This is a genomic window from Enterobacter chuandaensis, assembly GCF_003594915.1.
GTDB lineage: Bacteria > Pseudomonadota > Gammaproteobacteria > Enterobacterales > Enterobacteriaceae > Enterobacter > Enterobacter chuandaensis.
On record NZ_QZCS01000002.1, the window covers coordinates 28,222 to 49,096 of the forward strand.

General features: G+C 58.7%; 21 protein-coding genes. 6 read left to right on the plus strand and 15 right to left on the minus strand.

All coding sequences use genetic code 11. The annotated features are described in order from the left end of the window. Positions 1-515 precede the first annotated feature (515 nt). The gene (locus D5066_RS03285) at positions 516-1,238 is read left to right on the plus strand and encodes an ABC transporter ATP-binding protein (RefSeq protein ID WP_119915051.1); all 723 of its coding nucleotides are present in this window, start codon (positions 516-518) and stop codon (positions 1,236-1,238) included. Here the strand turns inward: D5066_RS03285 and bioD are convergent. From bioD to bioB, 4 genes are read right to left on the minus strand one after another with little or no spacing between them, the layout of a single operon-like run. Next, positions 1,201-1,902 (minus strand): dethiobiotin synthase, encoded by a 702-nt coding sequence (gene bioD, locus D5066_RS03290; RefSeq protein ID WP_167553795.1) that lies wholly within the window; start codon positions 1,900-1,902, stop codon positions 1,201-1,203. The two genes, D5066_RS03285 and bioD, sit on opposite strands and share 38 nt — an antisense overlap. Further along, positions 1,895-2,650 carry a malonyl-ACP O-methyltransferase BioC gene (gene bioC / locus D5066_RS03295; protein WP_119915053.1) on the minus strand — a complete coding sequence of 252 codons (756 nt, stop codon included), beginning with the start codon at positions 2,648-2,650 and terminating at the stop codon, positions 1,895-1,897. The genes bioD and bioC overlap by 8 nt, the downstream gene beginning before the upstream one ends. Then, entirely contained in the window at positions 2,634-3,791 is a 1,158-nt protein-coding gene (gene bioF / locus D5066_RS03300; protein ID WP_119915054.1) for an 8-amino-7-oxononanoate synthase, read from the minus strand. The genes bioC and bioF overlap by 17 nt, the downstream gene beginning before the upstream one ends. Beyond that, entirely contained in the window at positions 3,788-4,828 is a 1,041-nt protein-coding gene (gene bioB, locus D5066_RS03305) for a biotin synthase BioB (RefSeq protein ID WP_033144975.1), read from the minus strand. The genes bioF and bioB overlap by 4 nt, the downstream gene beginning before the upstream one ends. A gap of 86 nt (positions 4,829-4,914) precedes the next feature. On the opposite strand from bioB, the gene bioA reads away from it, so the two are divergent. Beyond that, positions 4,915-6,204, plus strand: coding sequence for an adenosylmethionine--8-amino-7-oxononanoate transaminase (bioA, locus tag D5066_RS03310; RefSeq protein ID WP_419179104.1), 1,290 nt, complete (start codon positions 4,915-4,917; stop codon positions 6,202-6,204). A gap of 47 nt (positions 6,205-6,251) precedes the next feature. Next, on the plus strand, positions 6,252-6,728 hold the full coding sequence (locus D5066_RS03315) for a kinase inhibitor (RefSeq protein ID WP_014831139.1): 477 nt from the start codon (positions 6,252-6,254) through the stop codon (positions 6,726-6,728). Positions 6,729-6,812: 84 nt separating this feature from the next. On the opposite strand, the gene hutH is transcribed toward D5066_RS03315, so the two are convergent. The 5 genes from hutH to hutI form a co-directional block, all read right to left on the minus strand. Next, the gene (hutH, locus tag D5066_RS03320; RefSeq protein WP_119915056.1) at positions 6,813-8,333 is read right to left on the minus strand and encodes a histidine ammonia-lyase; all 1,521 of its coding nucleotides are present in this window, start codon (positions 8,331-8,333) and stop codon (positions 6,813-6,815) included. Beyond that, positions 8,330-10,018, minus strand: a complete 1,689-nt coding sequence (hutU, locus tag D5066_RS03325; RefSeq protein WP_119915057.1) for a urocanate hydratase — start codon at positions 10,016-10,018, stop codon at positions 8,330-8,332. Before hutU ends, hutH begins: the two co-directional genes overlap by 4 nt. Before the next feature lie 127 nt (positions 10,019-10,145). Continuing rightward, positions 10,146-10,880 (minus strand): histidine utilization repressor, encoded by a 735-nt coding sequence (locus D5066_RS03330; RefSeq protein ID WP_080327847.1) that lies wholly within the window; start codon positions 10,878-10,880, stop codon positions 10,146-10,148. A gap of 19 nt (positions 10,881-10,899) precedes the next feature. Next, positions 10,900-11,838 carry a formimidoylglutamase gene (hutG, locus tag D5066_RS03335; RefSeq protein ID WP_119915058.1) on the minus strand — a complete coding sequence of 313 codons (939 nt, stop codon included), beginning with the start codon at positions 11,836-11,838 and terminating at the stop codon, positions 10,900-10,902. Then, positions 11,835-13,055, minus strand: a complete 1,221-nt coding sequence (hutI, locus tag D5066_RS03340; RefSeq protein WP_119915059.1) for an imidazolonepropionase — start codon at positions 13,053-13,055, stop codon at positions 11,835-11,837. Before hutI ends, hutG begins: the two co-directional genes overlap by 4 nt. A gap of 225 nt (positions 13,056-13,280) precedes the next feature. Between hutI and D5066_RS03345 the strand changes: the two genes are divergently transcribed. Next, a complete protein-coding gene (locus D5066_RS03345) occupies positions 13,281-14,564 on the plus strand; it encodes a putative acyl-CoA thioester hydrolase (RefSeq protein ID WP_119915060.1) in 1,284 nt (427 codons plus the stop codon). Between the two features lie 52 nt (positions 14,565-14,616). Here the strand turns inward: D5066_RS03345 and tisB are convergent, their stop codons facing one another. Together tisB and pgl are read right to left on the minus strand one after the other, a co-directional pair. Continuing rightward, positions 14,617-14,706 carry a type I toxin-antitoxin system toxin TisB gene (gene tisB, locus D5066_RS23215; protein WP_023332440.1) on the minus strand — a complete coding sequence of 30 codons (90 nt, stop codon included), beginning with the start codon at positions 14,704-14,706 and terminating at the stop codon, positions 14,617-14,619. 443 nt (positions 14,707-15,149) lie between these two features. Then, complete coding sequence (pgl, locus tag D5066_RS03355; protein WP_080327851.1) at positions 15,150-16,145, minus strand: 6-phosphogluconolactonase; 996 nt, start codon at positions 16,143-16,145, stop codon at positions 15,150-15,152. A 140-nt stretch (positions 16,146-16,285) separates the two neighbouring features. Between pgl and D5066_RS03360 the strand changes: the two genes are divergently transcribed. Beyond that, the gene (locus D5066_RS03360; protein WP_119915061.1) at positions 16,286-17,104 is read left to right on the plus strand and encodes a pyridoxal phosphatase; all 819 of its coding nucleotides are present in this window, start codon (positions 16,286-16,288) and stop codon (positions 17,102-17,104) included. On the opposite strand, the gene modC is transcribed toward D5066_RS03360, so the two are convergent. From modC to D5066_RS03380, 4 genes are all read right to left on the minus strand, one after another. Then, positions 17,105-18,163, minus strand: a complete 1,059-nt coding sequence (modC, locus tag D5066_RS03365) for a molybdenum ABC transporter ATP-binding protein ModC (RefSeq protein ID WP_119915062.1) — start codon at positions 18,161-18,163, stop codon at positions 17,105-17,107. It abuts the gene before it with no gap. Positions 18,164-18,165: 2 nt separating this feature from the next. After that, on the minus strand, positions 18,166-18,855 hold the full coding sequence (gene modB / locus D5066_RS03370; protein ID WP_119915063.1) for a molybdate ABC transporter permease subunit: 690 nt from the start codon (positions 18,853-18,855) through the stop codon (positions 18,166-18,168). Beyond that, positions 18,855-19,628: a molybdate ABC transporter substrate-binding protein gene (gene modA / locus D5066_RS03375; protein ID WP_119915064.1), complete on the minus strand. Its 774-nt coding sequence runs from the start codon at positions 19,626-19,628 to the stop codon at positions 18,855-18,857. Before modA ends, modB begins: the two co-directional genes overlap by 1 nt. A 177-nt stretch (positions 19,629-19,805) precedes the next feature. Beyond that, the gene (locus D5066_RS03380) at positions 19,806-19,955 is read right to left on the minus strand and encodes an AcrZ family multidrug efflux pump-associated protein (protein ID WP_013097516.1); all 150 of its coding nucleotides are present in this window, start codon (positions 19,953-19,955) and stop codon (positions 19,806-19,808) included. 127 nt (positions 19,956-20,082) lie between these two features. On the opposite strand from D5066_RS03380, the gene modE reads away from it, so the two are divergent. After that, positions 20,083-20,871, plus strand: a complete 789-nt coding sequence (modE, locus tag D5066_RS03385) for a molybdenum-dependent transcriptional regulator (RefSeq protein WP_119915065.1) — start codon at positions 20,083-20,085, stop codon at positions 20,869-20,871. Positions 20,872-20,875: the final 4 nt, after the last annotated feature.

Below are 20,875 nucleotides of genomic sequence, written 5' to 3' on the forward strand. Positions count from 1 at the left end.
GTAGTTTTGTGGCAACGGGTGACACTTTCATGACGGTAATTGCTTTTATCTAAGCAATTAAATTATAAAAGATATTTTCTAAAGCCGCGTTTCGCGCCAATTTGGGCGAAAGCCGCGTCTTCTCTCGCTTATCGCGTGTTTTCTAACTCTCATGCACATGGTTATCCACAGGAATAGTGGATAACTGCTTCCAGCCCGTATGGACTGCCGCTCAGCAAATTCCCGGATTTTCCCACGAAGCGGCAACAAAAAATTTTTATAGCTATTTTTTGACGATAAACAGTTGCGTCATTCATAACCAACCGATGCGATCCTGCTCACATTTCCGCCATTTTTCGTCCTGCACCACGACTCAACATTCCCGGCACCGCCGATGTGCAGCCCACGCGTTTTTACCCTGCTCTCCTGCGGTTTATTCCTAAAAAAGTCGTTTTTTTAATCAACTTACGGTTTCTGGCAGGCGTTTTGCAGTATCGAAACAGGTCTTACCCCTACGCATTTTTAAGGAGAAAAAGATGTTGAGTCTGCGTGCAGTGAATCAGTTTTACGGAAGCCAACATACGCTATGGAACGTGGATTTGGATTTTCCGCAGGGCATGTGTACAGGCGTCGTTGGCCTGCCGGGGATGGGCAAGACCACCCTGATGAACTGCATTACCGGAAACGTCCCCGTCGAAAGCGGCACGATTATCTGGCATGAAGCGGGCGCACCGCCGCGCGATTTGCTCAGCCAGATGCCAGAACAGCGCTCAGGGCCGGGGATTGGATATGTCCCGCAGGACAGGCGTATTTTTTCTCAGCTGACGATTGAGGAGAATCTGCATATTGCCATGCGGGCGGTGGGGAAACCCGACCCGGCAGCGAAAAGCGACGTGTACGATCTGTTCCCGGAACTGTACGCGCGACGTCAGACGCGAGGAAACGCCCTTTCGCCAGACGACCAGTATCAGCTGGCGCTGGCGAATGCACTGGTCAACCGCCCGAGGATGCTGATTCTGGATGAGCCCATGCACGGCGCGGGACACAGCTTTGCCCAGAAGCTGGCGCAGCTGCTGGTGCGCTTAAGCCGGGAATTAGGCATGACGGTGCTGTTAGCGGAGCAGCAGCTATCGTTTATCCGCCGGGTCGCGGACCGTTTCTGCATGCTTTATCGCGGGCGTAACGTGGCGCAGGGCCACGTTAGCGAGCTGAACGATGAGCTTATTGCCCACTGGATGTCACGGGAAGCAAGGCGCTGAGGTCGAGATAGCGCCCGGTTTCAGCCTGCTCAGCATCACCGGCAATCCAGGGGATTTCCCCGAGGAACGGTGCCGGGAGCACGCGCTTCAGGGTCGCCAGATACTCCTGATGCCGCTTGCCCGGCGCAACCACGTCGTTGGCTATCCAGCCTGCCAGCGTCAGCCCTGCCTGCTGAACGGCCTGCGCCGTCAGCATGGCGTGATTGATGCAGCCCAGCTTTACGCCGACGACCAGAATCACCGGAATCTGCTCGGCCTGCACCCAGTCAGCAAACGTCTGCGCATCCGAAAGCGGCGTAAACCAGCCGCCCGCACCTTCCACCAGCACCCAGTCGGCCTGGCTTTCCAGCGTCCGTAACCCGGCAGACAGCACGGCGAAATCAATCGGACGGCCTTCGTCAGCGCTGATAATGTGCGGCGAGGTCGGCTCGGCAAAGGTGTATGGATTCACCGCTGAATAGGCGAGTTCACGCGTGCTGTTACGCTGGAGCGCCAGCGCGTCGGTGTTGCGTAACCCTTCCGCCGTCATCTCGCTGCCGGAGGCGACGGGCTTATATCCGGCAGTATTTTTTCCGAGCAGTCGTGCCGCCTGCAACAGCGCAGCGCTGGCAACCGTTTTGCCCACTTCCGTATCCGTGCCGGTAACAAAATAACGTTCAGTCACGTTCGATAATCCCATGAAAAAGTTGATAAGTGAGCGGGAAGCTGCCCCGCACCTGCGGCCACGCCAGATCCAGGCGTTGCAGTTGCCCCCGAGTCAGCGGTTTTTTCTCCCGCCCGGCGTGCAGGTGCGTGGCGCCGATGCCCTTCAGCGAGCGCATGGCGCTGAACGCATCGTCGAAGTTGAGGGTGATGGTCTGCACCGTGCTGCGACAGCGCCAGCCTGCCAGCGCCTGCGTCACCTGCTCATGCGATAAGAAACGGTTAGCGTGCGGCTGCTCATCCACCGCTTTCCACGCCTGATTCAGCTCCGGCAGCGAACTTTCCAGCAAGGTGGTAAAGGCCACCTTTCCGCCCGGTCGTGCGACGCGATAAAGCTCGCGTAACGCCTGCGGCAGGCTGCTGCACCACTGCACCGCCAGATGGCTCCAGACCAGATCGAACTGCGCGTCCGCCAGCGGGATCGCCTCGATATCCGCCACCAGGTAGTGATGCGCTACCTGCTGCTGGCGCGCTTCGTTCAGCATGGCGGGCGACAGGTCGATGGCCGTCACCTCGCTCCACGCATCACGCCAGTAGCGGCTGTTGCTGCCGGGGCCGCATCCGGCGTCCAGCACCCGCGGGAAGCGGTTCTCGCCAAGCGCGGCCAGAAGCCCCTGCGCGCTCTGGCGCTGCAGTTCATCGTGCTGCGAATAGCTCCGCGCGGCCCGGCCAAACGCCGCCGCAACGGCCTGCTTATTCACCTGCATCATGAAGCACCTCCAGCAGCGTCTGGATATCCTGCGCCTCATGCGCCGCCGTCAGGGTTAAGCGCAGCCGCGCGGTGCCCGGCGGGACGGTTGGCGGGCGAATGGCCGTCACCCACATGCCGCGCTCGCGCAGCGCCTGTGCCAGCGCCAGCGCGCGGCCGTTTTCGCCGACAATCACCGGCTGGATGGCGCTCTGCGAATCGGGACTGTGGAAGGGCAGCGCCGCTAACCCCTGGCGGAAGCGGGAGATGTGCTCTGCCAGCCGCTGGCGACGTTCATCCCCTTCTGCGCTGCGGATCACCGCCAGCGACGCAGACAGCGCCACGGCCTGCGCCGGGGGCATGCTGGTGCTGTAGATCAAGTGTCGGGCAAACTGCAGCAGATAGTCGGCGACGGACTCGCTGCACAGCACGGCGGCGCCGCTGACGCCAAACCCTTTGCCGAAGGTGACAATCAGTAGCTCCGGCTTCACGTTTTGCTGATGCGCGCTGCCGCGACCTTCGTCACCCATTACGCCAGTGCCGTGGGCATCGTCCACCAGCAGCCAGGCGTTTTGCCGCTTTGCGGCCTCGTGCAGCGCGGCAAGCGGCGCGCTGTCGCCGTCCATGCTGAACACGCCTTCGGTGACCGCCAGCTGCTGCCCCTCGCAGGGTTTGCCCAGCAGCGTAGCGAGCTGCTCCGCATCGTTATGGGCAAAGCGGCGCAGCTGCGCCGGACTTAAGTTTGCCGCCTCCAGCAGCGAGGCGTGGCTTAAGCGGTCAGCGACAATGCGGTCCTCTTTTCCCATCAGGGCCGCGATAACCGCCTGGTTGGCGGCAAAGCCGGAGATAAACAGCAGCGCACGCGGGTAGCCCAGCCAGTCGGCCAGCGCTTCCTCCAGCGTATGATGCGCCGTGGTGTAGCCGCTGACGTGCCCCGAGCCGCCGCTGCCCACGCCAAACCGCTCCGCGCCCTGTTGCCAGGCGCGGACGATGGCCGGATGCTGGCTCAGGCCGAGATAATCGTTGCTTGAGAAATTACAAAACTGCCGTCCCTCGCGGGTCAGAAAACGGCCTGCGCCTTTTTCCACCACCATGCGTACGCGAAACGCCTCTGCCGCCCGGCGTTCTTCCAGCGCGGCATTAATCCGTGACTGCCAGGTCATACGGCTGCCGCGTTATAGAACTGGTCGGTGTCGGCGTTGAAAATCTGCTGCTCCAGCTGCTGCTGTTGCTCGTTATCGCCCGTCAGCACCTCGGTCTGGTGCGGGTTCAGCCCCAGCTTGCGGAACAGCTGAACGTCTTTGTCCTCTTCCGGGTTCGGCGTGGTCAGCAGCTTGCAGCCGTAGAAGATGGAGTTGGCTCCGGCCATAAAGCACATCGCCTGGGTCTGCTCGTTCATCTGCTCGCGACCGGCGGAGAGGCGTACGAAAGAGGTCGGCATCATGATACGCGCCACCGCGATGGTGCGGATAAAGTCAAACGCGTCCACGTCGTCGTTGTCCGCCAGCGGCGTACCTTTTACCTTCACCAGCATGTTGATCGGCACGCTTTCCGGCGGGGTTGGCAGGTTCGCCAGCTGCAGCAGCAGGCCCGCGCGGTCTTTCACCGTTTCACCAAGGCCGACGATGCCGCCGGAGCAGACCTTGATACCCGCGTCACGGACTTTGTCCAGCGTGTCCAGACGCTCCTGGTAAGTGCGCGTGGTGATGATGTTGCCGTAAAACTCCGGCGAGGTATCGAGGTTGTGATTGTAGTAATCCAGCCCCGCCGCCGAGAGGCGCTGCGCCTGCTCCTCGTTCAGCGTGCCGAGCGTCATACAGGCTTCGAGGCCCATCTCCTTCACGCCCTTCACCATCTGCTCCAGATACGGCATGTCGCGGTCGTGCGGGTTCTTCCACGCCGCCCCCATGCAGAAGCGGGTTGAGCCGGCGTTTTTCGCCTTGCGCGCGGAGTCGAGCACCTGCTCCACTTCCATCAGGCGTTCTGACTCCAGACCGGTTTTATAGCGCGCGCTCTGCGGGCAATATTTGCAGTCTTCAGGACAGGCACCAGTCTTGATCGACAGCAGCGTGCTGACCTGAACATGGCGGGGATCGAAGTGCTGACGATGCACCTGCTGCGCTTCAAACATGAGCTCCAGGAAAGGTTTGTTGAATAATTCAGTGACTTGCGACATCGTCCAGCGTGCGTGGTGAGCCATCGGGCTTCTCCAAAGGGTTTTGTTAATTGTCGGTTCGGTTTATACTCGTAAACCTAAAACTTTTCAAAATGGTTTACAAGTCGATTATGACCCAGGACGATCTCGCCTTCGACAAGCAGCATATCTGGCACCCTTACACCTCCACCACCCGCCCCCTTCCCGTCTATCCGGTGGCCTCGGCCCACGGCTGCGAGCTACACCTCGCCAGCGGCGAACGGCTCGTTGACGGGATGTCCTCCTGGTGGGCGGCGATTCACGGGTACAACCATCCGCGCCTGAATGCGGCGATGAAGGCGCAGATTGACCAGATGTCGCACGTGATGTTCGGCGGCATCACCCATCAGCCCGCGGTGGATTTATGCCGTCGCCTGGTGGTAATGACGCCCGAATCGCTGGAATGTGTCTTCCTGGCAGATTCCGGCTCGGTGGCGGTGGAAGTGGCGATGAAAATGGCGCTGCAGTACTGGCACGCGAAGGGCGAAACGCGACAGCGGTTCCTCACCTTCCGCAACGGCTATCACGGGGATACCTTCGGGGCGATGTCGGTGTGCGATCCGGACAACTCCATGCACAGCCTGTGGAAGGGCTATCTACCGGAAAACCTGTTTGCCCCGGCCCCCCAGAGCCGTTTCGACGGCGAGTGGAACGAGATGGACATGGTGGGCTTTGCGCGGCTGATGGCGGCGCATCGCCATGACATCGCCGCCGTGATCCTGGAGCCGATTGTGCAGGGCGCAGGTGGAATGCGGATGTACCATCCGGAATGGCTGAAGCGCATTCGCAGGATGTGCGACCGTGAGGGCATTCTGCTGATTGCCGATGAAATTGCCACCGGCTTTGGCCGCACCGGCAAGCTGTTTGCCTGCGAACACGCGGGGATTGCGCCGGATATTCTGTGTCTGGGCAAAGCGCTGACCGGCGGCACCATGACGCTTTCCGCCACCCTCACCACCCGCCAGGTTGCCGACACCATCAGCGACGGCGAGGCGGGCTGCTTTATGCACGGCCCGACGTTTATGGGCAACCCGCTGGCCTGCGCCGTCGCAAGCGAAAGCCTCGCCATTCTGGAGAGCGGCGAGTGGCAGACGCAGGTCGCAGCGATTGAGGCGCAGTTGAAAGACGCGCTGAGCGCCGCCTCGGGTGCGAATTTCGTGGCCGACGTGCGCGTGCTGGGTGCCATCGGGGTGATTGAAACCACCCACCCGGTGAACATGGCGGCGCTGCAGCGCTTCTTCGTTGAGCAGGGTGTCTGGGTGCGGCCTTTCGGCAAGCTTATCTATCTGATGCCGCCGTACAGCATCACACCGGAGCAGCTGCGTAAATTAACCGACGCGGTCGTTACAGCTGTTAACATTCCCGCGCATTTCACGATTTAACCCCATGCGTTACACTTTTTGAATGAGTGAGTAACGAGGGAAATCGGATGAAAATCATAAGTAAAGATTTGCGCGACGGCGAAAAGCTGCCGGAACGTCACGTGTTTAACGGGATGGGTTATCAGGGGGATAATATCTCTCCCCATCTGGCGTGGGACGATGTGCCAGCGGGAACCAAAAGTTTTGTCGTGACCTGCTACGATCCGGATGCGCCAACCGGGTCGGGCTGGTGGCACTGGATCGTGGCAAACCTGCCCGCCGACACGCGCGTGCTGCCGCAGGGTTCCGGCTCCGATCTGGTTGCCCTGCCTGAAGGCGCCATTCAGACGCGCACTGACTTTGGCAAAGCGGGCTACGGCGGCGCGGCGCCGCCAAAAGGGGAAACCCACCGCTATATCTTCACCGTGCACGCGCTGGATGTGGAGAAGATTGAGGTCGATGAAGGGGCGAGCGGCGCAATGGTAGGGTTTAACGTGCATTTCCATTCGCTGGGCAGCGCGTCGATTACGGCGATGTATTCGTAAAAAAAGCCGGGTGGCGGCTACGCCTTACCCGGCCTACATTTCGTACTCGTAGGCCCGGTAAGCGCAGCGTCACCGGGCATAAAATCACAGCACCGACGGTAGCAGTCCTACAAGCCTTCCTTCTTCCAGAAGCTGCATCGCCTTATCAATATCCGGCGCAAAGAAGCGGTCGTCATCGTAGTGCGTAACGTGCTCGCGCAACTCCTGGCGCGCCTGCTCCAGTAGCGGGCTGGATTTTAGCCCTTCGCGCAGATCGATACCCTGACTTGCCGCCAGCCACTCCACCGCCAGCACGCCGCGGGTGTTTGAGGCCATCTCCCACAGACGACGCCCGGCAGCCGGTGCCATCGAGACGTGATCTTCCTGGTTCGCCGAGGTTGGCAGGCTGTCCACGCTATGCGGGTGCGACAGGGCTTTGTTCTCGCTTGCCAGCGCCGCCGCGGTCACCTGGGCAATCATAAAGCCCGAGTTCACCCCGCCGTTACGCACCAGGAACGGCGGCAGCTGGGACATATGTTTATCCATCATCAGCGCAATGCGGCGCTCGGATAACGCGCCGATTTCGGCAATCGCCAGGGCGATATTATCCGCCGCCATCGCCACCGGCTCAGCGTGGAAGTTGCCTCCGGATACCACCTCGTTTTCCTGGGCAAATACCAGCGGGTTGTCGGAGACCGCGTTGGCCTCCACCAGCAGCACCTCTGCCGCCTGGCGCAGCTGCGTCAGGCATGCGCCCATCACCTGCGGCTGGCAGCGCAGGGAATACGGATCCTGCACCTTCTCGCAGTTATGGTGTGAATCCGCAATCTCACTCGTATCAGTAAGCACGTGGCGGTACATCGCGGCGGCATCAATCTGCCCGCGCTGACCGCGCACCTCGTGGATGCGGGCATCGAACGGGCGACGCGAGCCCAGCACGGCTTCGGTGGTCAGCGCACCGCACACCACCGCCGAGGCAAACAGATCTTCCGCTTCAAACAGGCCGCGCAGCGCGAAAGCAGTCGATGCCTGCGTGCCGTTCAGCAGCGCCAGCCCCTCTTTCGCCGCCAGCGTAATTGGCGTTAATCCGGCTTTTTTCAGCGCCTCTTTCGCAGGAAGCCAGTCGCCCTGCCAGCGCGCTTTGCCTTCGCCGAGCAGCAGCAGCGACATGTGCGCCAGCGGCGCGAGGTCACCGGAGGCGCCGACGGAACCTTTTGCCGGGATCCATGGATAGACTTCCGCGTTCACCAGCGCCATCAGCGCCTGGATGACGCTCAGGCGGATGCCCGAGAAACCGCGCGCCAGGCTGTTGATTTTGAGGACCATCATCAGACGGACAATCTCATCGTCCAGCGGCTGACCCACGCCCGCCGCATGTGACAGCACCAGCGAACGCTGTAAGTTTTCCAGATCGTGCGTGGCGATGCGGGTCTGTGCCAGCAGGCCAAAACCGGTGTTGATCCCGTAGGCGGTGCGCCCTTCGGCAACGATGGCTTCCACGCAGGCGACGCTGTCGTTTATCGCGGCGTGGGCGCTTTCATCAAGTGAAAGGGTGATCGGTTTACGCCAGACGTTACGCAGCTGTTTGAGCGTCAGCGAGCCCGGAGTGAGAGTTAAGGCGTTCATTTATGCTTTCCTTGTGTGGCAGGGATCATCGGCAGGTTCAGCCCCTGCTCTTTGGCACAATCAATGGCAATCTCGTAACCCGCATCCGCGTGACGCATCACGCCGGTGGCCGGGTCGTTGTGCAGCACGCGGGCGATACGCGCGGCGGCTTCATCGGTTCCGTCGCAGACGATGACCATCCCGGAGTGCTGGGAGAAGCCCATCCCAACACCGCCGCCGTGATGCAGTGATACCCAGGTCGCGCCGCTGGCGGTATTCAGCAGGGCGTTCAGCAACGGCCAGTCGGAGACCGCATCCGAGCCGTCGCGCATGGCTTCGGTTTCACGGTTAGGGCTGGCGACGGAGCCGGAGTCCAGGTGGTCACGGCCAATGACGATCGGCGCGGTGACTTCACCGCTGCGCACCATTTCGTTGAAGGCCAGGCCGAGCTTTTGCCGCCTCTCCAGTCCCACCCAGCAGATACGCGCCGGCAGGCCCTGGAAGCTGATGCGCTCGCGGGCCATATCCAGCCAGTGGTGCAGGTGTTCGTCGTCTGCGACGATCTCCTTCACTTTGGCGTCGGTTTTGTAGATATCTTCAGGATCGCCGGACAGGGCCACCCAGCGGAACGGGCCGATGCCGCGGCAGAACAGCGGACGAATATAGGCAGGCACGAAGCCCGGGAAGTCGAAGGCGTTATTCACGCCCATCTCTTTCGCCATCTGGCGGATGTTGTTGCCGTAGTCAAAGGTCGGAATGCCCATCTGGCTGAAGGCCAGCATCGCGGAGACGTGCTCGGCCATAGCGCGTTTCGCGGCGAGTACCGTACCTTCCGGGTCGGTCTCCGCTTTTTGCTGATACTCTTCCCACGTCCAGCCTTTTGGCAGGTAACCGTGCAGCGGATCGTGGGCGCTGGTCTGGTCGGTGACCAGATCCGGACGCACGCCGCGGGCAACAAGTTCAGGAACGATATTGGCCGCGTTGCCGCACAGGGCAATCGACACCGCTTTACCTTCAGCGGTGTATTTTTTGATGCGCGCCAGCGCGTCATCAAGGTTATCGGCCTGTTCATCGACGTAACGGGTACGCAGGCGGAAATCAATACGGCTCTGCTGACACTCAATGTTCAGCGAGCAGGCACCGGCCAGCGTGGCGGCCAGCGGTTGCGCGCCGCCCATACCGCCCAGACCGGCGGTGAGTACCCAGCGGCCTTTCAGCGAGCCGTTGTAGTGCTGGCGACCGGCTTCCACGAAGGTTTCGTAGGTGCCCTGCACAATCCCCTGGCTGCCGATGTAGATCCAGCTGCCGGCGGTCATCTGGCCGTACATCGCCAGCCCTTTCGCATCGAGTTCGTTGAAGTGCTCCCAGGTGGCCCAGTGCGGCACGAGGTTAGAGTTGGCGATCAGCACGCGCGGCGCGTTCTTGTGGGTTTTAAATACGCCAACCGGCTTGCCGGACTGCACCAGCAGGGTTTCGTCGTTTTCGAGTTCGGTCAGGGATTTTACAATTGCGTCATAGCATTCCCAGTTGCGCGCGGCGCGGCCTATGCCGCCGTAGACCACCAGCTCGTGGGGGTTTTCCGCCACCTCAGGATCAAGGTTGTTCATCAACATGCGCAGCGGGGCTTCGGTGAGCCAGCATTTAGCGGTAAGCGTGGTGCCGCGCGCGGCGCGGATATCCTGCTGGCGGTATTTACCTGACGACATTGTGTGCTCCTCATAAGGGACAGATGATGCATTTAGATATACTTGTATAGACAAGCACACACAAGGTCGTATTTAACAAAAAAGATACAATTTTGTTATATTGCGTTAGCGATCACGCTTATAAAACTTATGACATAAAGTGGCCCTGCAGCCGGTAACGGTTCCCCGGGAATAGCAGTCGGGCATGCGACACAATGTGCGACGATGACCAGGTCCGGCGGCGTATCAGCAGGCACGGATCGTGCTCTTTGATGCGCAACAGCTCGCACTCCTGCGGCGCGGCGCGCACCGCTTCCACAATGTGCTCCCCTTCCGTGAGCGGGGCGACGAGCGAGAGATACGCGTGCGGCGTGGTGTGGGTGTAATCCTGGTTCAGATAGTCCGGGATCCGTTCAGCGTTCACGCAGCGATCTTCAATCTGCACCGGGATGTCATTTTCGAAATGCACCATCACGGAGTGGAAGATACGGCTGCCTTCTTTGACGTTCAATTCTACGGCCTGCTCGGGGCTGGCCTGTGTCTCTTCCAGCACCAGCACTTCGCAGCGGTGCTGATGATTTCGTGCGGCAATTTCGTCCGCGATGCTGCGGATTTCAAACAGCGCCGACTGTCCTTTTGGCTCGGCGACAAAGGTTCCGACGCCCTGCAAACGCACCAGCAGCCCTTCATCGGTCAGTTCACGCAGTGCGCGGTTGATGGTCATTCGGCTAAAGCCAAACTGCGCCACCAGCTCCGCCTCAGACGGAATACGGTCGTGTGGTCGCCAGACGCCGGCGGCGATTTTTTCGCTGATCGCCTGCTTCACCTTTTCGTAAAAAGGCGCGGGAGGGCTCGACTGCGGCAGGGGCGAGCGTGAAAACATCATGACTCCTTGAATGTTGTTATGCCCACCAGTGAGCAATTTGCCAGGCCAGACGGGCGGCGAGCTTAGCGCCCTGTCCGTCCCGATCGTACTGCGGGTTAAACTCTACCAGATCGGCGGCCTGTAGCTTACCGCTGCGACAGATTTGTTCAATAACCGGTAGCAGATCCAGCGCCGGAACCCCTAACGCGGCCGGAGCGGAAACAGCAGGCATCTCGCTGGCGGGCAGGACGTCAAGGTCGATTGTCAGGTAGACACGATCGGCCTGTGCCAGCACCTTTTCCAGCACCGAGAGTGCCTCGCGCCTGAAATGAAGATCTTCCACCAGCGTGACTTTCAGGCGATGGGCCTCATCCCAAAGTGCCTGCGTGTTCGCCGCCCGACTCACCCCAAAGCAGGCGTACTGAAATTCACGCCCGCGCTCATCGCAGTAGTGCGCCAGCTGACGAAACGGGGTACCGGACGTCGCCCGTTCTGCCTTGCGCAGGTCAAGATGCGCGTCAAGGTTTATCACCGCCACGCGTTCGCCAGGGAACGCATCCAGAACCCCCCGGCCGTGCGCCCAGGCGGTTTCGTGCCCGCCGCCAAAGACCAGCGTGCGCATTCCGGACTGCTGGCAGGCCGTGACGGCATCGCTTAACGCCCGTTGTGCGGCTTCAAGCTCATCGCCTTCAACGTACACCGAGCCCATGTCCGCCAGCCGCTCGTGTCCCTGATGGCTTGCCATATTTGCCAGCGCTTTGCGCAAAACATCAGGAGCGACCGCGGCGCCAGGCCTGCCCTGATTGCGTTTAACCCCGGCATCGCACTCGAATCCTACCATCGCGATGCCGGATGAAAGCGGCGTGAACTGCCCCTGCTGCTTTATCGTCTGGAAAATACGCGTTGCATTGCTGGCCTCGGCGCTGTCGTCGCGCCCCTGCCAGACCGTATCGGCTACGGGCCGCCATAACCTCATACAGCCTCCCCACGAAAAATACGTTGATATAGCGGATTGCGTCCCGGCTCGTAGACCATCTCAACCGGATGGTGAGCATCCCAGACGATAAAATCAGCGACAAACCCTGCCCGCAGCTGCCCGTGGGTTGCGCCACGGCCCAGCGCCTGCGCGGCATGGCGCGTGACGCCAGCCCAGGCCTCTTCAGGGGTGAGGCCAAACTGGACGCAGGCCATGTTCATCGCCAGGTGCAGGCTGGCAAACGGGCTGGTGCCGGGGTTATAGTCGGTGGCAACGGCCATCGGCACCCCTTGTTTTCTGAGCTGTTCAACCGGCGGACGCTGGCGCTCCTGCAGAAAATAGAACGCGCCGGGGAGCAGTACCGCAACCGTACCGCTTTGCGCCATCGCCTGAACGCCTGCGTCGTCGAGATATTCAATATGATCGGCCGATAGCCCTTTATACCGGCTGACCAGCGCCGCGCCGCCCTGATTCGACAGCTGCTCGACATGCCCTTTCACCGGGATACCCAGCTCGGCGGCAGCCTGGAAGAGGCGCTCGGTTTGCGACGGGGTAAAGCCGACGTTTTCACAAAACACATCTACCGCTTCATATAACTCTTTCTGCCACAGCGCGGGCAGGATTTGCTCGCAGACCAGCGTGAGGTACGCATCCGGATCCTGTCGGTATTCCGCCGGGACCGCATGCGCGGCCAGCAGCGTTGGGCTGATATCGATCGGGTTATTGAGGCTCAGCTGGCGGGCAACCTGCAGCATCTTCTCTTCGGCTTCGGCGTTTAGCCCGTATCCCGATTTGATTTCAACGGTCGTCACACCTTCATTCATCAGACGCTGGAGCCGCTGCTGCGCCAGCTTAAGCAGGGTTTCGGGGGAGCTGCTGCGCGTCGCCGTCACGGTGGCATTAATTCCGCCCCCCTGCGCGCTGATGGTCTGGTAAGAGACGCCGTTCAGACGCTGCTCCCACTCCGCCGCGCGGTCGCCACCGAACACCAGATGGGTATGGCAGTCAATCAGGCCTGGCGTGACCAGACGTCCCTGAAGATCGACGCTGTGACGGTGTCCGGAAGGAAGGTCAGATTCAGGAACCACGGCCAGAAGGGTTTGACCGCGCACGACCAGCGCGTGCTGCTCTTTCAGGCCATACGGTGCGGACGCATCGGGAGCCATTGTTGCCAGGCGCGCATTTCGCCATATAACATCGTCAGGATGAAGCTGCATGGGGCATTCCACTTGTCATGGGTTGTATAGACATTTATTTGCATCCATCGTCTGCTGTCAACCGCATTCAGGGAAAATGTTATTTATTTGTGATCACTTACCCGTCGCTCCAGGGCTAAAAATGCAACTTTTACCCTTTTTATCTTCCCGTTTCGCTCAACTTAGTATAAAAAAGCAGGCTATTTCGTCTATCCCGTAAAGACTTGCATACCCAGGAGCTTCACCTTGAACATTTCCAGGATTTCCCGTCTGGCGTTAGCGCTCGCCTTTGGCGTGACCTTATCCGCATGCAGTTCAACACCACCGGATCAGCGTCCTTCTGAGCAGGTTGCGCCCGGTACCGCCTCCCGCCCGATTTTGTCCGCGGATGAAGCGAAGAATTTCGACCGCGCGCACTACTTCTCGGCGATGGATCCTAACGCTGCGCCGTGGACACCGTCTTCTATTAACCTGCCTAAACAGCCTGACTTCGTGGTTGGCCCGGCGGGTGCGCAGGGCGTAACGCATACCTCTATTCAGGCTGCGGTTGATGCTGCTATCACTAAACACAGCGCGTCTCGCCAGTACATCGCGATCCTGCCTGGCGAATATGAAGGTACCGTGTATGTTCCGGCGGCACCTGGCAGCATCACGCTTTACGGTCTGGGCGAAAAAGCGATCGACGTAAAAATTGGCCTGGCGATTGATTCCGAAATCGACAGCAATACCTGGCGTCACCTGGTGAACCCGGCCGGTAAATACATGCCGGGTAAACCGGCGTGGTATATGTTTGATAACTGCCAGAGCAAGCGTTCCGCCACCGTTGGCGTGATGTGCTCAGCGGTCTTCTGGTCTCAGAATAATGGCCTGCAGCTGCAGAACCTGACCATCCAGAATACCCTGGGTGACAGCGTGGATGCCGGTAACCACCAGGCCGTGGCGCTGCGTAGCGATGGCGATAAGGTGCAGATTAACAACGTCAACATTCTGGGCCGTCAGAACACCTTCTTCGTGACCAACAGCGGCGTACAGAACACGCTGCAGAACAACCGTCTGACCCGTACGCTGGTGACCAACAGCTACGTTGAAGGTGACGTGGATCTGGTGTCCGGTCGCGGCGCGGTGGTGTTTGATAACACCGATTTCCGCGTAGTGAATTCCCGTACCCAGCAGGAAGGCTATGTGTTTGCTCCGGCAACCCAGTCTAACCTGTTCTACGGCTTCCTGGCCGTCAACAGCCGCTTCAACGCCGCCGGTGACGGTGTGGCACAGCTGGGCCGCTCGCTGGACGTGGACTCTGCTACCAACGGCCAGGTCGTTATCCGCGACAGCGTGATCAACGAAGGCTTTAACATGGCGAAGCCGTGGGCTGGTGCCGCAATCTCCAAACGTCCATTCTCCGGCAATACCGGTGCGGTGGACGATAAAGGGAACGTGCAGCGCAACCTGAACGACGCTAACTTCAACCGCATGTGGGAATACAACAACCGCGGTCTGGGTAGCAACGTGGTTGCTGAGCCTAAGCAGTAAGATCAGAGTAAAAGGGGGATGTTAATCCCCCTTTTTACTGCGACTGGATACGTCAGGCACCAAACTTAAGATACGCATCCAATAGTTGCATAATCGCAACCATGAGTTGCAGGAACAGAATTGCCCATTCCACACCGCTCATACGCCACTCCTTTGGTATAGAGCACTTCTCCCCTGATTTACCTTTCCGCTGCCTGTCACCAGAGGTGTGTTGGCTTCATTTCTATGTGCTCCGCAGTTAAGGCACTGGCGGCACCACCCGACAGCCAGGACTTGAAACGGATCCTGAATTGCGGAACTGCAACACATCGAACCAACGAAAAGGAGTATATCAACTCAATGCTGTACATAAAAACAGTTGTAGGGGAATTAGGAATATATAAAGACAAACTGCCTAACTCATTAAATCAAAAAGACATAACTACATACGGGCGAGCCCATTGTCGATACCTTCCTTTTCAGCCGGTTTACAGACCTGAGGCCCGCCATTATTATGAATGTGTTGGTTTCTTTTCTATGTGCTCACCCGGCTACCACCGGGCATAAAAAAACCTCGCATTTGCGAGGTTTTTTGTTTTAAGCCGCTTAGTGAGCGTTAACGACCACCCACATCGGCCCCTGGCCGACCGCATAGCGTCCTTTCTCTTCCAGCAGCCCCTGCTCGCCTTTGATTTCATACAGCGCGATGTGGTGAGACTTCTGCCCCGCCGCAATCAGGTATTTACCGCTGTGATCGATATTAAAGCCGCGCGGCTGGGTCTCCGTTGGCTGGAAGCCTTCAATGGCCAGCACGCTGCCATCTTCAGAGATGCTGAAGACGGTAATCAGGCTGGAGGTACGGTCGCAGGCGTACAGATGACGGCCATCCGGCGTGATGTGGATATCCGCCGCCCAGCGGGTGTCGGAGAAGTCAGACGGCATCATATCCAGCGTCTGAACGCACTCAATCTGACCGTTTGGATCTTTTAGCTCCCACACGTCAACCGAGCTGTTCAGTTCATTTACCACATAGGCATATTGCTGGTTCGGGTGGAAAACCATATGACGCGGACCGGCACCTTCAACGGTAGTCACTTCGGCAGGCGTCTGCGCCACCAGGTGACCATCATCGCTCAGGGTAAACAGGCAGATGCGATCCTGCTTCAGCGCAGGCACCCACAGCGTGCGGTTGTCCGGGGAGATATTCGCCGAATGGCAGCCTTCCAGCCCTTCCACCACGTCGACAGTTTCTACCGGAATACCGTCGTCAAGACGGGTCACGCTGACGCAACCAGCATTGTAAGAGCCGCTAAAAATGAAGCGTCCTTTACGATCGGTAGAAATGTGAGTCGGGCTGCCCGGCAGCGGTGCTTCGGCGGTGTAGGTCAGTGCGCCATCGTCCGGCGAGATGCGGTAGGCCAGCACCCGGAACTCAGGGCGCACGCCAACATAGAGAAAACGTTTATCCGGGCTGACGACCATTGGCTGTACCTGCCCCGGAACATCAACAACCTGAACCAGCGTGAGCGAACCTTCTGCATTCAAACGCCAGACGTGGATCTGCTGACTTTCAGGACTGGCGGTATAAACGGTTTGTTTCATGAATACTCCTTTCCTCACTGCACGTGAAAGTGATTATTTTTAACGGTGAATGCTGAATTTTAGCCAGGAATTTTGCAGCCATTTACTCTCGGTGTACCATCCCCTGAGACCTAAAATTCAACATTAACCCGGAAGAACAAATGACCTCGCGTGTGATTGCACTGGATTTAGACGGAACATTACTTACCCCTCAAAAAACCCTGCTCCCCTCCTCCCTTGAAGCGCTTAAACGCGCGCAGGAAGTGGGATATCAACTCCTTATCGTAACGGGTCGACATCACGTTGCCATTCATCCTTTTTATCAGGCACTGGCATTAGATACACCTGCAATTTGTTGTAATGGCACTTATTTGTATGATTATCAGGCAAAAAAGGTTTTAGCCTCCGACCCGCTGCCGGTTCCCCAGGCGCTGCAACTGATTGATCTGCTGGATGAGCATGACGTTCACGGCCTGATGTATGTGGATAACGCGATGGTGTACGAGCGCCCAACCGGCCACGTTGTGCGCACCAGCAACTGGGCGTTGTCCCTGCCTGAAGCGCAGCGTCCGGTCTTTACCCAGGTTTCCTCCCTTCGTCAGGCCGCCCAGGACGTTGAGGCTATCTGGAAGTTTGCCCTGACGGATGAAGACACCACCAAACTGAATACCTTCGCGAAACACGTCGAGGAGGCGCTGGGCCTGGAGTGCGAATGGTCCTGGCACGATCAGGTCGATATCGCCCGCAAGGGCAACAGCAAAGGCAAGCGCCTGACGCAGTTTGTCGAATCACAGGGCGGATCGATGCAGGATGTGATTGCCTTCGGCGATAACTACAACGACATCAGCATGCTGGAAGCAGCAGGCACGGGCGTGGCGATGGGCAATGCGGATGATGCGGTGAAAGCGCGCGCCAACGTGGTGATTGGCGACAACACCACCGACAGCATCGCGCAGTATATTTATACCCACCTGCTGTAATCAGGCGGTGATCGAGACGCTCTTGATTTGCGCGTAAAGCCACAGGCCGGGCTTGATGCCTAACTCATCCCTGGCCCACGGGCTGATGCGCGCCCAGAGCGTCCTGCTGCCGACCTCAAGCTTCACTTCCACCTGCCCGTTATCATCAAAACACTCCGCGACTTTGGCGCGCAGAATATTTCGAATACTGGTTTGCAGCGGCGGCTGCAGCACCAGTGAAACGTCCGACGCCTGAATGCGAATACGCAGCGCGGACTGTAACGGTTTGTCGATCTTATTGACCCACAGATGTTGGTCGCCCAGCGCCAGGGCGGTCATTGCGTAGTGCGGATGGTGCTCCAGCACGCTGACCTTCAGAATACTGCTCTGCTGCTCTTTCGGCAGCCACGGGTGCATCACGCTGCTGCCCCACACCTCTTCCAGGTTGCCGAAGGCCTTCACGCTGCCCTCTTCCAGCACCAGCACTTTATCGGCCAGATGGAGGATCTCATCCAGTGAATGGCTGACGTAGAGCATGGGAATATTAATTTCGCGGGCGAGACGCTGCAGGTAAGGCAGAAGCTCGCGCTTGCGGGGGATATCCAGCGAGGCCAGCGGTTCGTCCAGCAGCAGCAGCTCGGGAGCGGTCAGCAACGCGCGGCCAATGGCCACGCGCTGTTTTTCTCCGCCGGAGAGCGAGGACGGCAGCCTGTCGAGCAGAGGTTCAATGCCTAAAAGCGTCACCAGCTTATCAAACTGCCCGGCCATGCTTTTCGCCATGCCGTAGCGCAGGTTGCCGCGCACGCTGTAGTGCGGGAACAAGCGCGCGTCCTGGAAAACATAGCCGATGCGGCGTTTATCCGGCGAGAGGTAAATCTTATTCTCCACGTCATTCAGGACGCGGCCATTGAGGACAATCTGCCCTGACTGCGGGCGCGTCAGGCCACTGATGGCATTAATCAGAGACGTTTTCCCCGCCCCTGACACGCCAAATATGGCGGTGATGCCGCTAGCAGGCAGCGTCTCGTTAAGCGTCAGGGTGTGATTGCCCAGCGTTTGGGTAAAATTCAGTTCCAGCATCGTTATTTCCCCATCCGCTCGCGACTCAGCCTAGCCAGCCATTCAGAGACCAGCAGAGAAACCAGGGCTAGCACGATGGAGATGATGCACAGTCGCGCTGCGGCACCTTCCCCCCCCGGCGTCTGAATCAGGGTATACATGGCCGACGGAATGGTCCGCGTCTCGCCGGGAATGTTCGACACAAACGTGATGGTGGCACCAAACTCGCCCAGCGAGCGAGCGAACGCCAGCACCGTCCCGACAATAATGCCCGGTAGCGTCAGCGGGAGCGTGATGGTGAAAAAGACGCGCCAACGCCCGGCACCCAGCGTGCGGGCCGCCTGTTCGAGCTTCATATCCACCCCTTCCAGCGCGAGGCGGATCGCTCTGACCATCAGCGGGAATGACATGACCGCGGCCGCCAGCACCGCACCGCGCCAGCTAAAGGCAAACGTCAGCCCAAACCAGTCGTAGAGCTTCTCGCCAATGAAACCGCGTCGCCCCATCGAAATCAACAGCAGATAACCAACCACCACGGGCGGCAAAACGAGAGGAAGATGAAGTACGCTGTCGAGCAGCGCTTTGCCGGGAAACTGATAGCGAACCAGTAGCCAGGCAAAGAAGATCCCAAAGGGCAAACTCAGCGCAACCGCCAGGGAAGAGACTTTAAGGCTCAGCAGAACAGCCTGCCATTCAGGATCGGTCAATATCATCAGTGAGTCGTAAATCCATAACGTTTAAAGATTGCGGACGCTTCGGGTCCTTTCAGATAATCACTGAAGGCCGTCACGGTCGCATTTTTATGTCCATCAACAATCGCCACAGGATATTCCACTTTCTTGTGGGAGTCTTCCGGGAAGGTGCCAACCACCTTCACGCCCTTGCTGGCAACGGCATCGGAGCCATATACAATCCCCAGCGGGGCTTCGTTACGCTCCACCAGCGCCAGCGCGCCGCGCACATCTTCCGCCGGAGCCAGTTTCGGTGACAGGGTCTCCCATGCACCCAGCTTTTGCAGCGCTTCTTTGGCGTAAATCCCGGCCGGGACGTGTTCCGGGTCACCCACCGCCAGACGCCCACCGTTCAGCAGGCGAGTCCAGTTTGTCGCGTTGTTGATGGTGATATCACCCTGCGCACTGGCCTTCGGTGCAACAACAACAAGGCTATTGCCGAGCAGCGTTTCGCGGGTTGCCGCGTCGATGGCTTTCTTCTCCACCGCGTAATCCATCCACTTCTGGTCAGCAGAGATGAACAGATCCGCCGGTGCGCCCGCTTCTATCTGCCGTGCCAGCGTAGAGGAAGACGCAAAAGAGGAGACTACCTCGACGTTTTTCTCTTTTTTATACGCCGCCGCGATATCCTGCATCGCGTTGGTCAACGACGCCGCAGCAAAGACCGTGATTTTCCCTTCGTCCGCCAGCGCGTGTCCGGTAAGTGAAAGCGTCAGCGTTGCCCCTGCGAAAAGGCGTACCCATAAACGTGCCATTTATTGCTCCTGTGAGTATCGTTATATACATATTAATATAACGATATCTTCAGGGAGATCCCAGCGCTAAATCCTACCGCTCAAGGGGTAAGCAGGCCTGGTACTTAAAGAATATCGGTAAAAAGAAGAAAAACTTGAGAGCAAAACGCCCGGGCAAGCCGGGCGTTTTGTGGGAAATTAATGCTGCTTTTTCGCCCGGTCTCTGTGACCAATGTTCGAAAAGACGTTGAACACTTCACCCAGGCCGTAGATGGCACCGAGGATGATGGCCATCACTACTGGTACCATGATCACGGCGAATACCAGACTTTTCAACAACTCTAACATGGTTTTCTCCAGATTTTGTGAATGGCTTATTCTACCCTGAAAAGTAAGAAAAACATCCCCTTTTGTGCGGTGCGCTTTGCGCCCTGCACCATTTGGGTCACAATAGCCTTTTTGCCAGGACACTGTTATGCAGGCCGAAATCCTTCTTACTCTCCGACTTCAGCAAAAGCTTTTCGCCGACCCCAGACGCATGGCCCTGCTTAAACAAATAGAACAAACCGGCTCAATAAGCCAGGGGGCAAAAAACGCCGGTATTAGCTATAAAAGCGCCTGGGATGCCATCAATGACATGAACACCCTGAGCGAGCATCCGCTGGTGGACAGAGCCACTGGCGGAAAAGGCGGTGGAGGTGCGGTCGTCACGCGCTACGGCCAGCGACTGATTCAGCTTTACGATCTTCTGGCCCAGATCCAGCAAAAAGCGTTTGATGTCCTGAGCGACGACGATAACGTTCCGCTGGACAGTTTGCTGGCCGCCATTTCCCGCTTCTCGTTACAAACCAGCGCCCGCAACCAGTGGTTTGGAACGGTGACGGCGCGCGACAATCTCCAGGTACAGCAGCATATTGAGATCCTGCTTGCCGATGGTGCCACCCGTCTGAAAGCGGCGATAACGGCCCAGAGCGCAGAGCGCCTTGAGCTGGATGAAGGCAAAGAGGTGCTGGTGCTGCTGAAAGCACCGTGGGTCAATATCACGCGCGACCCGGACAAGGCCAGGACCGCCGATAATCAACTGCGGGGCACCATCAGCCATATCGAACGCGGCAAGGAGCAGTGCGAGGTGCTGATGCCCCTGGCTGACGGGCAAATGCTTTGCGCCACGGTCCCGCTCAGCGAGGCGGACGGTTTAGAAGAAGGTGCTGTCGTCACCGCATATTTCAACGCGGACCGGGTGATTATCGCCACATTGTGCTGAGCGC